Origin of the sequence: Microbacterium paraoxydans (genome assembly GCF_018224615.1) — a bacterium.
In the GTDB taxonomy this organism is placed as follows: Bacteria; Actinomycetota; Actinomycetes; order Actinomycetales; family Microbacteriaceae; genus Microbacterium; species Microbacterium paraoxydans_B.
This window is the reverse complement of the sequence record NZ_JAGTUK010000001.1, coordinates 1,106,066-1,121,088: the sequence shown is the minus strand read 5'-3', so window position 1 is coordinate 1,121,088 and position 15,023 is coordinate 1,106,066. Positions and strand designations below refer to the sequence as shown.

Sequence of the window (15,023 nt, the reverse complement as noted above, 5' to 3'; positions counted from 1 at the left end):
CCTCCACTGTTCGAGGCGCGGCCGGGGTCAGGCCGACGGGGCCGCTGCGAGCCGACGGTACCAGCGGGCCCGCAGCGTCACGACGACCGCGGACAGGATCAGGGCCAGGAGCGAGCCGACCAGCACCCCGAGGATCGCCTGGTCGCGCAGCCCGGCATCGGACGCGAAGGCCAGGTTCGCCAGCAGCAGCGACACCGTGAAGCCGATGCCGCCCAGCGCTCCCGCCGCGACGATATCGGCGAACGGCAGTGCCGGGTCGGACCCCCGCGGACGGATGCGCATCGCGAGCCAGCCGAACACCGTGATGCCGATGATCTTGCCGACGGGCAGGGCCACCACGATCCCCCAGAACGCGGGCGACAGCTGCGTCGGCGCGACGGCGGGGATCACCACGAACGCCGCGACGAAAGCGAACAGCGGCAGGATCACGCCGTTGACGGTGGGCTCGAGCGCGTGCCGCGTGCGACCGGCGGGAACCGGCGCCATCACCAGCCCGAGCATGACCCCGGCGATCGTGGCGTGCACGCCGGATGAGGCCACGAGCGCCCACGTCACGACACCCACCACCGTCATCGCGACCGCGATCAGCGGGTGTCCCTTCGCGTGGAGCAGACGGCTGAGCAGCCAGAACACCGCCACGCCGAGCAGTGCCAGCACGAACAGCAGCCACTGCACGTCGTGCGCGAACAGCACCGCGATGAAGACGATGCCGATGATGTCGTCGAGGATCGCGAGGGCCAGCAGGAAGACCCGCACGCGCGAGGGCAGGCCGCGACCGAACATGGCCAGCACACCGAGCGCGAACGCGATGTCGGTGGCCGTGGGGATCGGCCAACCGGACGCCGTCTGCGGGCCACCCGCGATCAGCAGGTACACCACGATCGGGACCAGCACCCCGCCGGTCGCGGCGATCGCCGGCTGCACGGCCTTGCGCGGGGAGTCGAGCTCGCCGTGGGTCAGCTCATGCCGCAGCTCGATCGCGACCACCAGGAAGAACACTGCCAGCAGGCCGTCCGACACCCAGTGCGCCACGGAGAGGTCGAGCGCGGTGCCCGGCACCGCGAGATGCGCGTCCAGGAGCGCGGCGAGCGCGTCGTGCGTCGGCAGATTGGCGAGGAGGAGCCCGAGTCCCGCCGCCACGAGCAGGAGGACGGCGGGGAACTGCTGACCGCGGAGGGGGTTCGCTGTGATGCGCATCGCCTCCATCGTAGGCGGCGACGTCACACGGTCGTCATGCGTGCAGGAGGCCCCCACGGCCCGGGATACTCTCGGAGGGTGACCCCCGATTCCCCCGCTTTCTCCGAGCCGACGCCCACCGAGGCCATCCGCGTGATCGGTCGCTTCGAAGCCGGGCGCGGTATTCCCGATGCCATGCGCTCCGATGTGCGGATGCTCGGCCAGCTGCTCGGCCAGGTGCTCCGCGAAGCCGGTGGCGACGAGCTGTTCGACGACGTCGAGCGCCTCCGCCTCGCGACCATCCAGGCCTACGAGGACGAGACCTCCGACGCGTTCGAGCGCGCCGCCGCGATCGCGGAGTCCTTCACGATCGCCCGCGCGGACGAGGTCGCCCGGGCTTTCACCTGCTACTTCCACCTGGTCAACCTCGCCGAGGAGCACCAGCGCGTGCGCGTGCTGCGCGAGCGCGCGGGCCAGCCCGGCCGGGAAGACGCCAGCGACACGGTCGCGACGGCCTACGCGCGGCTGCGCGACGAGGTCGGCGAGGACGAAGCGCGCCGCCGCCTCGCCGGGCTGCGCTTCCACCCCGTGTTCACGGCGCACCCGACCGAGGCCCGCCGCCGCGCGGTGTCGTCGAGCATCCGCCGCCTGTCCGAGCTGCTCACCCAGCACGATGCGGCGAGCGCCGGCGGGGCCGAGGAGCACCGCGCCCGCCGCCGCATGCTGGAGGAGATCGACACGCTCTGGCGGACCGCACCCCTGCGTGCGCAGAAGCCCTCGCCGACCGACGAGGTCCGCACCGTCATGGGCGTGTTCGACGAGACGCTCTTCACGACCGTGCCGCACGTGTACCGCCGCATCGACGACGCGCTGCGGGGCGAGGAGTCGGGCGCCAGCGCGCCCGTCGTCCCGTCGTTCGTGCGCATCGGCTCGTGGGTGGGCGGGGACCGCGACGGCAACCCGTTCGTGACCGCCGCGGTCACGCGCGAGGCCTCGCAGATCGCGTCCGACCACGTGCTGCGCGGGCTCGAACGCGCCCTGGACCGGATCGGTCGCACGCTCACGCTCTCGGCCGACGACACGCCCCCGAGCGCCGAGGTCGTGGCGCTGTGGGACACCTTCGCCGCGGCAGAGCCCGAGGTCGCCGCAGAACTCGCCGCCCGGTCGCCCGAGGAACCGCACCGCCGCGTGCTGCTGGTGCTTGCGCGCCGGGTGGCCGCCACCAGGCTCGGCGACGGCGACCGCGCCTACACCCGCCCGGAGGAGCTGCTGGCCGACCTGCGCGCCGTGCAGTCCTCGCTCGCCGCGGCGGGGGCCCGCCGTCACGCGTTCGGCGGGGTGCAGCACCTGATCTGGCAGGTGGAGACCTACGGCTTCCACCTCACCGAGCTCGAGGTGCGCCAGCACTCCCAGGTGCACGCGACGGCCCTGGCTGAACTCGACGCCGGCGGCCCGATCAGCGCGCAGACCGAGGAGGTGCTGGAGGTGTTCCGCGCGATCGCGGACATCCAGCGCGACCGCGGGCTGCGGGCGGCCGGACGCTACGTCGTCTCGTTCACCCAGGCCGCGTCCGACCTCGCGAACGTGCACCGCCTGGCTCGCTACGCGCTCGGCGACGACGCCCCGGTGCTCGACGTCGTGCCGCTGTTCGAGACCTTCGCCGACCTGCAGGCCGCGCCGGGGATCCTCGCCGAGGCCGTGACCTTCCCCGAGTTCCGCGAGCGCATGGCCGCGACGGGCAACCGCCTCGAGGTGATGCTCGGCTACTCCGACTCGTCGAAGGACGTCGGACCGGTCGCCGCGAACCTCGCGCTCTACGCGGCGCAGGCCACGATCGCGCGCTGGGCGCAGGAGTCCGGCATCGAGCTCACCCTGTTCCACGGCCGCGGCGGCGCTCTCGGGCGCGGCGGCGGCCCGGCGAACTCGGCGATCCTGGCGCAGCCCCCGCACTCGGTCGACGGCCGGTTCAAGCTCACCGAGCAGGGCGAGGTGATCTTCGCGCGCTACGGCGAACCCGCGATCGCCATGCGTCACATCGACCAGGTCGCGGCCGCCACGCTGCTCGCCTCCTCCCCCACGGTGGAGGAGCGCACCAGCCGTGCCGCCGAGCGCTACGCCGATGTCGCCGCCACCATGGACGCCGCGTCGCGCGAGCGGTTCTTCTCGCTCGTGAAGGCGGACGGCTTCGCGCCGTGGTTCGCGACCGTCACGCCGATGGAGGAGATCGGCCTGCTCGCGCTGGGCTCCCGTCCCGCCCGGCGCGGCCTGTCGGTGGAGTCGCTGGAAGACCTGCGCGCGATCCCGTGGGTGTTCGCGTGGACCCAGGCCCGCATCAACCTCGCCGGCTGGTTCGGCCTCGGCACCGCACTGGAGGCCGTCGGCGACGAGGAGCTGCTGCGCGAGGCGTACCGCGAGTGGCCGCTGCTGCACACCATGGTCGACAACGTCGCGATGAGCCTCGCCAAGACCGACGAGCGCATCGCACGGCAGTACCTGGCACTCGGCGACCGCGACGACCTCGCGGCCCTCGTGCTCGACGAGCTCGCCCTCACGCGCCAGTGGGTGGTGCGGCTGACCGGCGGCGACGGGCTGCTGGAGAACAAGCCCGTGCTGCAGCGCGCCGTGCAGCTGCGCAGCCCCTACGTCGACGCCCTGTCCCTGCTGCAGCTGCGGGCACTCCGCGCGCTGCGCTCCGCCGCGCCGCAGCCGGAGGGCTCGGGAGCGGACGCGGAGCAGCAGCGTCTGCTGCTGCTCTCGGTGAGCGGCGTCGCAGCCGGACTGCAGAACACCGGCTGACCCGCGGCCGCCCGTCGCGTGGCGCGGCCCCCTCCGGGGCCGACGCTAGAGTGAGAGCTCGGCCCAACCGGCACTGCCTTCACGCGACACGATCGCCTGCACCCCATCCCCCACCAGAAAGCCCCCGCGTGACCGTCACGACCACCGCCGACTTCCATCCGCTCGCCGAGTCCGTGCAGCCCGTGTTCGACACCGTGCTGTCGCGCAGCCCGCACGAGCCGGAGTTCCACCAGGCCGTGCACGAGGTGCTGCACTCGATCGCGCCCGTGCTGGAGCGCCACCCGGAGTTCGTCGACGGCGGCATCCTCGAGCGCCTGGTCGAACCCGAACGCCAGATCCTGTTCCGTGTGCCCTGGGTCGACGACGCCGGCAAGCTGCAGGTCAACCGCGGCTACCGCATCCAGTTCTCCTCCGTGCTCGGCCCGTACAAGGGCGGCCTGCGGTTCCACCCCTCGGTGAACCTGTCGATCATCAAGTTCCTCGGCTTCGAGCAGATCTTCAAGAACGCGCTCACGGGTCAGGGCATCGGCGGCGGCAAGGGCGGCTCCGACTTCGACCCGCACGGCAAGTCCGACGCCGAGGTCATGCGCTTCTGCCAGTCGTTCATGAACGAGCTGTACCGGCACCTCGGAGAGCACACCGACGTCCCCGCGGGCGACATCGGCGTGGGCGGCCGGGAGATCGGCTACCTGTTCGGCCAGTACCGCAAGGTCACCAACCGCCACGAGTCCGGCATGTTCACCGGCAAAGGCACCGGCTGGGGCGGCGCGGAGGTGCGCACCGAGGCCACCGGCTACGGCGCCGTGTTCTTCGCGCAGGAGATGCTGGCCGTGCGCGGCGACTCCCTCGCCGGCAAGCGCGTCGGCATCTCGGGCTCCGGCAACGTCGCGATCTACGCAATCCAGAAGGCCACCCAACTCGGCGCGACCGCGGTCACCGCGTCCGACTCGTCGGGCTACGTCGTCGACGACGCCGGAATCGACCTCGACCTGCTGCGCCAGCTGAAGGAGGTCGAGCGCGCCCGCATCGTCGAGTACGCCAAGCGCCGTCCGAGCGCGCGGTTCGTCGAGGGCGGCAGCGTGTGGGAGGTGCCGGTCGACATCGCCGTGCCCTCCGCCACCCAGAACGAGGTGAGCCTGGCCGACGCCGAGGCGCTGATCGCCGGCGGTGTGCAGGCGGTCTCCGAGGGCGCCAACATGCCGTGCGTGCCCGAAGCCGTCGAGGCGTTCCAGAAGGCGGGAGTGCTGTTCGCCCCCGGCAAGGCCGCCAACGCGGGCGGTGTCGCCACCTCCGCGCTGGAGATGAGCCAGAACGCCTCGCGTCAGCGGTGGACATTCGCCGACAGCGAGAACAAGCTCCGTGAGATCATGGCGGATATCCACGGCGCCACGTTCGACGCCGCGGAACGGTACGGAGTTCCGGGCGACTACGTCGCCGGGGCCAACATCGCAGGATTCGAGAGGGTCGCCGCTGCCATGCTCGCGCAGGGCGTCATCTGACATCGAGCCGGCGAAGCCGGGCATCGGCGGGGTGCTCGGCTTCGTCTCCTGCGCGCCCGCGCGCTCAGCCGGCGACGGGACGGTCGTCCGCGTGCCGCGCCAGCGAACTGCCGTAGCGCTCCGTCAGCTGCACCATCAGATCCGGGGTGTCGCGATCGACGCCGAACACGTGCCCGGGGAAGTCGAGCTCGGGCTGGGCCGCCGCGATCTCCTCCGCCCTGTCCGGCGACAGCAGCTGCACGGGGTCCCCCACCGCGACCCAGCCGATCGGCACGACCGTGCCCTCCGGAAGCACCGCGCGCCGATGCACGATCGCATTCACGCGCACTTCGCAGCGGCTGCCCACCAGCGCGCCGTTGAACACGCGGGCCCCCGAGGCGAAGAACACCTCCTCGCCCACGGTCGCGCCCGCGATGCTCGCGAGCGTCCCCACCAGGGTGTGGTCGCCGATGTGCACCGCGTTCGCCGCGGTCGCGCGGATCAACGCGTTCTCCATCACGATCACGTGCTCGCCGAGCGTGATGGGACCGCCCTCGGCCGTGATCACGGCGCCGTGCAGCACCTGGCAGCCGGGCCCGACCTCCACGTCACCGGAGATCACGGCGGTGGGGGCGACGACGGCGCTGTCGTGGATGCGGGGGCGAGCCCCGAGGTGCTCGTACAACATGCGGCCAGACTAGCCCCGAGCACCCCGCGGACGGCTAGGTCGTGGTGGCGGGTTCCGGGAAGATCGCGGTGAACAGCTGCCCCACCCACTCCAGCAGCTGCGCGTCGGGCAGGGGCTCCACGCCCACGCCGACCGCGGCGGGCACGGTGGGCATCGGCACCACGAGGGCTTCTCCGCCGGCCACGAGCTTCGCCTTCGGGTAGAGCCGCTGCAGCCGCACCTTGATCGAGTCCTCCAGCCGCGCGGGCGCGATGCGCAGGTTGGACCCCATGGCCACCACGTCGGTGAGCCCGGCCCTGGCGGCCCTGCGGCGCAGTCGCGCGATCGCAAACAGCCCGGCGACCTCCTCGGGCGGGGTGCCGTACCGGTCGATCAGCTCCTCCTGCACGAGGTCGATCGCGTCGTCCTTCGCCGTCGCAGCCGAGGCGGCGGACAACTTCTGGTACGCCTCCAGGCGCAGTCGCTCGCTGTCGATGTAGTCCTCCGGGATGCGGGCGTCGAGCGGCAGCTCCAGCCGCAGCTCCTGCCCCGTCTCGACCTCCTCGCCGCGGAAGGTCGCCACGGCCTCGCCGATCATGCGCAGGTACAGGTCGAACCCGACGCCCGCGATGTGCCCCGCCTGCTCCGCGCCGAGCAGGTTGCCCGCCCCGCGCAGCTCCAGGTCTTTCAGCGCGACCTGCATGCCCGAGCCGAGGTCGTTGTTGACCGCGATGGTCTGCAGCCGGTCGGCGGCGGTCTCGCTCAGCGGCTTCATGTCGTCGTACAGGAAGTACGCATAGGCGCGCTCGCGACCGCGGCCGACGCGCCCGCGGAGCTGGTGCAGCTGGCTCAGGCCGTACTTGTCGGCACGGTCGATGATGATCGTGTTCGCGTTGGAGATGTCGAGACCGGTCTCGATGATCGTGGTCGAGACGAGCACGTCGAACTTGCGTTCCCAGAAGTCGTCGACGACCTGCTCCAGCGCGTGCTCCCCCATCTGGCCGTGCGCGACCGCGATGCGCGCCTCCGGCACGAGCTCGGCGAGCTGCGCGGCGATGCGCTGGATCGACTGCACGCGGTTGTGCACGAAGAACACCTGGCCCTCGCGCAGGATCTCACGCCGGATGGCCGCCGCGATCTGCTTGTCGCTGCGCGGTCCGACGAACGACAGGATCGGGTGGCGATCCTCCGGCGGCGTCGCGAGCGTGGACATCTCCCGGATGCCGGTGACGGCCATCTCCAGGGTGCGCGGGATCGGCGTGGCGCTCATCGCCAGGATGTCGACGTTGGTCTTCATCTTCTTCAGCGCGTCCTTGTGCTCGACGCCGAACCGCTGCTCCTCGTCGATGATCATCAGGCCCAGGTCTTTGAACATCACCTGGTCGGTGAGGATGCGGTGCGTGCCGATGACCATGTCGACCGTGCCGTCGAGCAGGCCCTGCAGCGTGAGCTTCGCCTCCTTGTCGGTCTGGAAGCGCGACAGTGGGCGCACCTTCACGGGGAAGCCAGCGAAGCGCTCCGTGAACGTCTCCAGGTGCTGCTTCACGAGCAGCGTGGTCGGCACGAGCATCGCCACCTGCTTACCGTCCTGGATGGCCTTGAACGCGGCGCGCACGGCGACCTCGGTCTTGCCGAACCCCACGTCGCCCGACAGCAGCCGGTCCATCGGGATCGGTCGCTCCATGTCGGCCTTGATCTCGTCGATGGTCTGCAGCTGGTCCTGCGTCTCGGCGAACGGGAACGCCTCCTCCAGCTCGCGCTGCCAGGGTGTGTCCGGGCCGAACGCGTGGCCCTTGGCGCTCATGCGTGCGGAGTACAGCTTCACCAGCTCGACCGCGATGTCGCGCACGGCCTTGCGTGCCTTGCCCTTGGCCTGCGCCCAGTCGCTGCCGCCCATCTTCGACAGGGTCGGCGCCTCACCGCCCACGTACTTCGACAGCAGGTCGAGCTGGTCGGTGGGCACGAAGAGCTTGTCGCCCGGGTAGCCCCGCTTGGACGGCGCGTACTCCAGCACGAGGTAGTCGCGCACGGACTTCGCGGCGTGGCGGCCGCCCGTCGACACCTCGCGCTGCGTCATCTCCACGAAGCGGCCGATGCCGTGGGTGGCGTGCACCACGAAGTCGCCCTGCTTGAGCTGCAGCGGGTCGACCACGTTCTTGCGGCGCGACGCGAGCTTCTTCACCACGCGCTGGTCGCCGCCGATCGTGCGGCCGTAGAACTCGTTGTCGGTGAGGACCGCGAGCTTCGCCTCCGGCACCTGGAACCCGGCCTCGACCGCGCCCGTCACGAGCGTGGCGACCCCGGGGTCGGGGGCCTCGGTCAGCGACTCCACGGCGCGGGCCGCGACGCCCCGGTCGGACAGCACGTCGCGCGCGCGATCGACCAGCCCGTGACCGGTCGCGATGACCACGACCCGCCAGCCGTCGGAGACCTTCGCGTCGACGAAGGCGATCGCGCCGTCGACGTTGCCGTGGAACGACGGGATGACCGCCGACGCCTCGACGCTCTCCGGGTCGGCGTCGCCGATGCCGAACGGGCTGAGGCGCCACCACACCCCGCCGCGGTCGCGCACCACGTCGCGCAGGTCGGCCACCGTGAGGAAGTCGCCGGCGCCGAGGTCGATGGGGGCCGAGGCGCCGGAGGTCGCGGCGCTCCAGGCCGCGTCGAGGAACTCGCGGTTGGTCTCGCCCAGGGTGATCGCGCGCGCGGTCGCCCGCTCCGGGTCGACCACCGCGGTCGCACTGCCCGCCGGCAGGTACTCCACGAGCGACTTCAGCGGTCCGGCCACGGCGGGAAGCAGCGACTCCATGCCCTCGACCGGGATGCCCTCGGCCATCTTCTCCAGCATGCCCGCGATGGCGGGGAAGCCGCCGATCAGCGCCCGTGCCCTGTCGCGCACCTCGGCGGTCAGCAGCAGCTCGCGGCTGGGCGGCAGGTCGACCGCCGACACGTCACCGGGGAGCGAGCGCTGGTCGGCCACCGAGAACGCGCGGATCTGGTCGATCTCGTCGCCGAAGAACTCGACGCGGTACGGGTGCTCCGACGTGGGAGGGAACACGTCGAGGATGCCGCCGCGCACCGCGAACTCGCCGCGGCGCGACACCATGTCCACACGCGAGTAGGCCCGCTCGACGAGCTGCTCCGCGACGTGGTCGAGTTCGTGCCCCCGGCTGCCGACCGCGAGCTCGAGCGGGGCGATCTCCCCCAGGTTGCCCGCGATCGGCTGCAGGGCGGCGCGGACGGAGGCGACGACCACGAGCGGGTGGTCGCCCGACCAGTCGGCGATCCGGCGAAGGGTCTGCAGGCGCTGCCCCACCGTGTCGGGGCTCGGGCTCAGCCGCTCGTGCGGCAGCGTCTCCCATGCGGGGAACGTGAGCACCTCGGCGTCGGGAACGTAGGCCGACATGGCCGCGGCGAGCGTCTCGGCCCTGCGCCCGGTGGGCACCACCGCGAGCAGGGCGGCGGGGTGCCCGGCCGCGGCGCGCTTCGCCAGGAGCCCGGCGAGCGTGGGCGCGTCGAGACCGTCGACCAGTCCGAGGTCGGCGTCGGTATGCGCCCAGGCGAGAGCGTCACGATACAGAGACGCCTCTTCCAAGGCGCGCAGAATCCCCGGAACAGTCACCGGACAAGCCTAATCGCGCCCGCCGACACTGCGGTCGGCCGCACGGCACTGCGATCCGCCCGTCCTAGGCTGGAGGGATGCCTGCGGTCACCCTCACCACCGAACGTCTCGTCCTCCACGCCCCCGGATCGGTGGACGTGGACGCGATCACGGAGGCGTGCCAGGACCCGGAGATCTCCCGCTGGACGACCGTGCCGAGCCCCTACTTCCGCCAGGACGCGGAGGACTTCGTCGGGCTCGTGGCGCAGTGGTGGGCCGACGGCTCGCAGACCGTGTGGGGCATGTACGCCGACGGCGTGCTCGTGGGCATGATCGGGCTGCACCACATCGTCGAGCACCGCGCGGGCGGGCACGCCGAGCTGGGCTTCTGGGTTACCGCGGAGGCCCGCGGCAGGGGCTACCTGGTCGAGGCCGCGCGCGCCGTGCTGGACTGGGGATTCGCGGAGCTCGGCCTGGCGCGCGTCCGTTGGCAGGCCGTGGTCGGCAACGTGCCGTCGGCCCGCGCCGCCCGTGCCCTGGGGTTCCGGTTCGAGGGCACGCTCCGTCAGGCGCTCACGAGCCAGCGCGGACGCGACGACGGGTGGATCGCCGGGCTGCTCCGCGACGACGACCGCACGCCGGTGGCCTGGCCCGTGCTCTGACGGCGCACGCGTGACAGCGTCGGAGGCCGGTGACAGGATGGCTGCATGCCCGAGATGCCGGAGGTCGAAGGACTCGTCGCGTTCCTCGGCGAGCGTGCGGTGGGACGCACCATCACTCGCGCGTCCCTGTCGGCCATCGCGGCGCTGAAGACCTACGACCCGCCGCTCACGGCGCTCCACGGGGCAGAGATCACGGCGGCCGCGCGACTCGGCAAGTTCGTGGTGCTGTCGTGCGGCGCGGAGTTGCACCTCGTGTTCCACCTGGCGAAGGCGGGGTGGCTGCGGTGGTACGAGAGCCTGCCGACCACACTCATCAAGCCCGGCAAGACGCCCATCGCGCTGCGCGTGGCGCTCGACGACGGCAGCGGCTTCGACCTGACCGAGGCGGGCACGAAGAAGTCGCTCGCCGTGTACGTCGTGCGCGATCCGCAGGAGGTGCCGGGCATCGCGCGCCTGGGGCCCGACCCGCTCGACCCCGGGTTCACGCGCGAGGCGTTCGCCGGGCTGCTCGCCGGCCGGCGCATGCAGATCAAGGGCCTGCTGCGCGACCAGGGCGTGATCGCGGGGATCGGCAACGCCTACTCGGACGAGATCCTGCACGCCGCGCGCATGTCCCCGTACGCGATCGCCGCGACGCTCGACGACGCCGAGGTCGACCGCCTGTTCGCCGCGATGCAGGAGACGCTGCGCGAGGCGGTGGCCGCGGCCTCCGGCAAGCCGCCCGCCGATCTGAAAGACGCCAAGCGGCGCGGGATGCAGGTGCACGCGCGCCGCGGCGAGGCCTGCCCCGTGTGCGGCGACACCGTGCGCAGCGTGTTCTTCGCCGACCGGTCGCTGGAGTACTGCCCCACGTGCCAGACCGGCGGCAAGATCCTCGCCGACCGCCGCCTCTCCCGCCTGCTCAAGTGATCGCCGCCGCGGACGCGGATCCATGCCACGGAATGAAATCGCGACGACGGCGTTGAGTACACTCAGAGCAGCAACGTGCTCCGGGGTCGGTGAGAATCCGAACCGGCGGTGACAGTCCGCGAGCGTCTCGAGTGATCGGGATGCCGATCCGGTGGAACTCCGGGACCGACGGTGATGCGAGGGCAACCTCGCTAGTCCGGAAGGGAGGCAGCACGAGGCGCACGCGTGTGCGTCCGTTCCGCCACCCCTGCCAGAGCCCCGAGGCCGCAGAGAGGACGACGGATGGCAGTGACCGCGATCGAGCAGCGGGCGATGGACCGCGCACTCGAGCTCGCCCGCCGCGGCCCCCGCGGGCTCAACCCGCAGGTCGGCGCCGTGCTCCTGTCCCCCGACGGCGAGGTGCTGGCGGAGGGGTGGCACCGCGGCTCCGGAACCGCACACGCCGAGGTCGACGCCCTGTCGAAGCTGCCGGAGGGTGGCGCGCGCGGCGCGACCGCGGTGGTGACCCTGGAGCCCTGCAACCACACCGGCCGGACGGGCCCCTGTGCCGTCGCGCTGATCGACGCCGGTGTCGCGCGCGTCGTCTACGCCCTCGACGATCCGGGCGAGGTGTCCGGCGGCGGTGCCGAGCGGCTGCGCGCCGCGGGGGTGGACGTGGAGTCGGGTGTGCGCGCCGCAGAGGCCGAGGCGCTGATCGCCACCTGGCTCACCGCGAAGCGTCTCGGCCGCCCGCACGTGACGGTCAAGTGGGCGCAGAGCCTCGACGGCCGCGCCGCCGCCGACGACGGCTCGAGCCGCTGGATCACCGGACCGGAGGCGCGCGCCGACGTGCACCGGCGCCGCGCCGAGTCCGACGCGATCGTGGTCGGCACCGGCACCGTGCTCGCCGACGACCCGGCGCTGACGGCGCGTGACGGGGAGGCGCTGTATGCCCGGCAGCCCGTGCCGGTCGTGATCGGCGCCCGCGCGACGCCCGCCGAGGCCGCCGTGCACCGCCACCCGCACACTCCCCTGTTCTACGACACCCGCGACCTGCACGCCGTGCTCGCCGACCTGCACACGCGCGGGCTCCAGAGCGTGTTCGTGGAGGGCGGGCCCACTCTGGCCAGTGCGTTCGTCGCGGCCGGGCTCGCGGACCGCGTTCTCGCGTACGTCGCACCCGTGCTCCTGGGCGGCGGCCGCCTCGCCCTCACCGACATCGGCGTGTCGCGCATCGACCAGGCGCGTCGGCTGACCGTCGAGGAGTGGGTGCCGCTGGGCGCCGACCTCCTGGCCGTCGCCCGCCCCGCAGACCCCCACACCCCCGACAAGGAAGGTGCCTCCTGATGTTCACCGGAATCATCGAGGAGATCGGCGAGATCACCGCGATCGCGGAGTCCGGCGACGGCTGGCGCCTGACGGTGCGCGCGCCGAAGGCCGCGGCCGACGCGGTGCACGGCGAGTCGATCGCCGTCTCCGGCGTGTGCCTGACGGTCGTCGGTTCGACCGCCGACACGTTCGACGCTGACGTCATGAAGCAGACGCTCGACGTCGCGGCCATCGGCTCCGCCCGGGTTGGGACCCGTGTCAACATCGAGAAGGCGATGCCCGTCGGGGCGCGACTCGGCGGCCACATCGTGCAGGGTCACGTCGACGGCACGGGAGAGGTGCGGGAGGTGCGGCCGGGTGCGCAGTGGAGCGTGCTGCGCGTGTCGCTCCCCCACGAGCTGGCGCCGCTCGTGGTCGACAAGGGCTCCATCTCGGTCGACGGCACCTCGCTCACGGTGAGCGCCGTGAGCGCACCCGACGAGCCGTCGCCCTGGTTCGAGGTCTCGCTCATCCCGGAGACGCTCGCCGCGACCACGCTCGGCTCCCGCGTCGTCGGCGACCGCGTGAACCTCGAAACCGACATCCTCGCGCGGCACGTCGAGCGTCTGCTCGCGTTCCGCGCCGTAGCGGAAGGGGGCTCGCGATGAGCCTGTCATCCATCCCCGAGGCCCTGGAGGCGCTGCGCGCCGGGCGGCCCGTGCTCGTGGCCGACGACGAGAACCGGGAGAACGAGGGCGACGTCGTGCTCTCGGCCGAGCTGGCGACGCCCGAGTGGGTCGCGTGGACCGTGCGGTGGTCGTCCGGATTCCTGTGCGCCCCCATGCCCGCCGATCTCGCCGACCACCTGAACCTGCCGCCCATGGTCGCGGCGAGCGAGGACGCGCGCTCCACCGCCTACACCGTGAGCGTGGACGCCGCGGAGGGCGTGACGACGGGCATCAGCGCGAGCGACCGCGCCCGCACCCTCAACGTGCTCGCGAACCCCGACTCGACCGCGACGAGCATCATCCGCCCCGGCCACGTGCTGCCGCTGCGGGCGGTGGACGGGGGCGTGCGCGAGCGGAGCGGGCACACCGAGGCCGCGGTCGAGCTGATGAAGCTCGCCGGACTCCGGCCGGTGGGCGCGATCGCCGAGGTCGTCGCGGAGGACGGCAGCATGATGCGGCTGCCCGGACTGATCGAGCTGGGCGCGCGCGACGGCGTTCCCGTGATCACGATCGAGCAGCTGATCGCGTACCTCAACGAGATCGACCCGGCGGGGGCGACGCCGGCCGCGCACCGCGGTCGCCGCGTGAGCCTGCGCGCCGACGCCACCGTGCCCACCGAGCACGGGTCGTTCCGGTTCTTGGCCTACAAGGATCGCGTGACCGGCACCGACCACATCGCGGTCGTGTCGGGCGAGCTCAGCGAGACCGCGCTCGTGCGCGTGCACTCCGAATGCCTGACCGGCGAGGCGTTCGGGTCGCTCAAGTGCGAGTGCGGCCCGCAGCTGGACGCGGCGCTCGACGCGATCGAGCAGGACGGCGGGGTCGTGGTCTACATGCGCGGGCACGAGGGCCGCGGCATCGGGCTGATCAACAAGCTCCGCGCCTACAGCCTGCAGGAGGAGGGCCTCGACACGGTCGACGCGAACCTCGCCCTCGGGCTGCCCGCCGATGCGCGGGACTACGCCGCCGCGGCCGGCATCCTCGCCGACCTCGGCGTGTCGAAGGTGCGGCTGCTGACCAACAACACCGACAAGGTGAACCAGCTGCGCGAACTCGGGCTCGACGTGGTGGAGCAGGTGCCGCTGATCGTGGGCGTGGGCCCGAACAACCACCAGTACCTGGAGACCAAGCGTGACCGGATGGGTCACATCATCGGCGAGGCAGAGCTCGCGGAGGCCCTCGCGGCCGGGAAGGACGAGGAATGAGCGGCGCAGGAGCACCGAAGACCGGCAGCATCGACGCACGGGGGCTGAACGTCGTCGTGGTCGCGGGAACGTGGCACGAGACCATCTCGAACGGCCTGATCGCGGGTGCGCAGCGCGTGCTGGACGAGGCGGGAGCCACGCATCGCCTGGTGCGGGTGCCCGGCTCGTTCGAGCTGGCCGTGGCCGCCCAGGCCGCGTTCGCGGGCGGGGCCGACGCCGTGGTGGCGCTCGGCGTGATCATCCGCGGGGGCACGCCGCACTTCGAGTACGTATCGGCGGCGGCCACGGACGGCCTCACCCGGGTGTCGCTCGACGCCGGACGGCCGGTGGGCTTCGGCCTGCTGACCCTCGACGACGAGAAGCAGGGTCTGGACCGCGCGGGCCTCGACGGCTCGAAGGAGGACAAGGGTGCCGAGGCCGCGGACGCTGCGCTGCGCACGGCCCTCGTGATCCGGGAGCTGCGCGGCTGAGGTCAGGGCGGCCTTGCTAGCGCCGGAGTACCCCCCTCACGTAC

The 15,023-nt window shown here is 72.3% G+C and carries 11 protein-coding genes and 1 riboswitch; of the genes, 8 read left to right on the top strand and 3 right to left on the bottom strand.

The window, feature by feature from the left end; all coding sequences use genetic code 11:
* Nucleotides 1-27: 27 nt before the first annotated feature.
* Complete coding sequence (gene nhaA / locus KE274_RS05240) at nt 28-1,197, bottom strand: Na+/H+ antiporter NhaA (protein WP_211541576.1); 1,170 nt, start codon at nt 1,195-1,197, stop codon at nt 28-30.
* 174 nt (nt 1,198-1,371) lie between these two features.
* On the opposite strand from nhaA, the gene KE274_RS05235 reads away from it, so the two are divergent.
* Nucleotides 1,372-3,972 carry a phosphoenolpyruvate carboxylase gene (locus tag KE274_RS05235; protein WP_249186090.1) on the top strand — a complete coding sequence of 867 codons (2,601 nt, stop codon included), beginning with the start codon at nt 1,372-1,374 and terminating at the stop codon, nt 3,970-3,972.
* Between the two features lie 128 nt (nt 3,973-4,100).
* The gene (gene gdhA, locus KE274_RS05230; protein WP_211541574.1) at nt 4,101-5,471 is read left to right on the top strand and encodes an NADP-specific glutamate dehydrogenase; all 1,371 of its coding nucleotides are present in this window, start codon (nt 4,101-4,103) and stop codon (nt 5,469-5,471) included.
* 64 nt (nt 5,472-5,535) lie between these two features.
* Here gdhA and KE274_RS05225 read toward each other — a convergent pair whose 3' ends face one another.
* Nucleotides 5,536-6,138 carry a gamma carbonic anhydrase family protein gene (locus tag KE274_RS05225; RefSeq protein ID WP_211541573.1) on the bottom strand — a complete coding sequence of 201 codons (603 nt, stop codon included), beginning with the start codon at nt 6,136-6,138 and terminating at the stop codon, nt 5,536-5,538.
* Nucleotides 6,139-6,172: 34 nt separating this feature from the next.
* Nucleotides 6,173-9,739: a transcription-repair coupling factor gene (mfd, locus tag KE274_RS05220; RefSeq protein ID WP_211541572.1), complete on the bottom strand. Its 3,567-nt coding sequence runs from the start codon at nt 9,737-9,739 to the stop codon at nt 6,173-6,175.
* A gap of 77 nt (nt 9,740-9,816) precedes the next feature.
* On the opposite strand from mfd, the gene KE274_RS05215 reads away from it, so the two are divergent.
* From KE274_RS05215 to ribH, 6 genes are all read left to right on the top strand, one after another.
* A complete protein-coding gene (locus tag KE274_RS05215; protein WP_211541571.1) occupies nt 9,817-10,380 on the top strand; it encodes a GNAT family N-acetyltransferase in 564 nt (187 codons plus the stop codon).
* A 45-nt stretch (nt 10,381-10,425) separates the two neighbouring features.
* Entirely contained in the window at nt 10,426-11,289 is an 864-nt protein-coding gene (locus KE274_RS05210; protein WP_211541570.1) for an Fpg/Nei family DNA glycosylase, read from the top strand.
* A 72-nt stretch (nt 11,290-11,361) separates the two neighbouring features.
* A riboswitch (FMN riboswitch) is annotated at nt 11,362-11,506 on the top strand.
* A gap of 65 nt (nt 11,507-11,571) precedes the next feature.
* Nucleotides 11,572-12,615, top strand: coding sequence for a bifunctional diaminohydroxyphosphoribosylaminopyrimidine deaminase/5-amino-6-(5-phosphoribosylamino)uracil reductase RibD (gene ribD / locus KE274_RS05205; RefSeq protein ID WP_211541569.1), 1,044 nt, complete (start codon nt 11,572-11,574; stop codon nt 12,613-12,615).
* Complete coding sequence (locus KE274_RS05200; protein ID WP_211541568.1) at nt 12,615-13,244, top strand: riboflavin synthase; 630 nt, start codon at nt 12,615-12,617, stop codon at nt 13,242-13,244. Before ribD ends, KE274_RS05200 begins: the two co-directional genes overlap by 1 nt.
* Nucleotides 13,241-14,509 carry a GTP cyclohydrolase II gene (gene ribA, locus KE274_RS05195; RefSeq protein WP_211541567.1) on the top strand — a complete coding sequence of 423 codons (1,269 nt, stop codon included), beginning with the start codon at nt 13,241-13,243 and terminating at the stop codon, nt 14,507-14,509. Before KE274_RS05200 ends, ribA begins: the two co-directional genes overlap by 4 nt.
* Nucleotides 14,506-14,979: a 6,7-dimethyl-8-ribityllumazine synthase gene (gene ribH, locus KE274_RS05190; RefSeq protein WP_211541566.1), complete on the top strand. Its 474-nt coding sequence runs from the start codon at nt 14,506-14,508 to the stop codon at nt 14,977-14,979. Before ribA ends, ribH begins: the two co-directional genes overlap by 4 nt.
* The last annotated feature ends 44 nt before the right edge of the window (nt 14,980-15,023 follow it).

What these genes read in the sequence shown, in the direction of transcription:
- nhaA (WP_211541576.1), bottom strand. Translation starts at nt 1,197, where the DNA reads ATGCGCATCACAGCGAACCCCCTCCGCGGTCAGCAGTTCCCCGCCGTC.
- KE274_RS05235 (WP_249186090.1), top strand. Translation starts at nt 1,372, where the DNA reads ATGCGCTCCGATGTGCGGATGCTCGGCCAGCTGCTCGGCCAGGTGCTC.
- KE274_RS05225 (WP_211541573.1), bottom strand. Translation starts at nt 6,138, where the DNA reads ATGTTGTACGAGCACCTCGGGGCTCGCCCCCGCATCCACGACAGCGCC.
- KE274_RS05215 (WP_211541571.1), top strand. Translation starts at nt 9,817, where the DNA reads ATGCCTGCGGTCACCCTCACCACCGAACGTCTCGTCCTCCACGCCCCC.
- KE274_RS05210 (WP_211541570.1), top strand. Translation starts at nt 10,426, where the DNA reads ATGCCCGAGATGCCGGAGGTCGAAGGACTCGTCGCGTTCCTCGGCGAG.
- ribD (WP_211541569.1), top strand. Translation starts at nt 11,572, where the DNA reads ATGGCAGTGACCGCGATCGAGCAGCGGGCGATGGACCGCGCACTCGAG.
- KE274_RS05200 (WP_211541568.1), top strand. Translation starts at nt 12,615, where the DNA reads ATGTTCACCGGAATCATCGAGGAGATCGGCGAGATCACCGCGATCGCG.
- ribA (WP_211541567.1), top strand. Translation starts at nt 13,241, where the DNA reads ATGAGCCTGTCATCCATCCCCGAGGCCCTGGAGGCGCTGCGCGCCGGG.
- ribH (WP_211541566.1), top strand. Translation starts at nt 14,506, where the DNA reads ATGAGCGGCGCAGGAGCACCGAAGACCGGCAGCATCGACGCACGGGGG.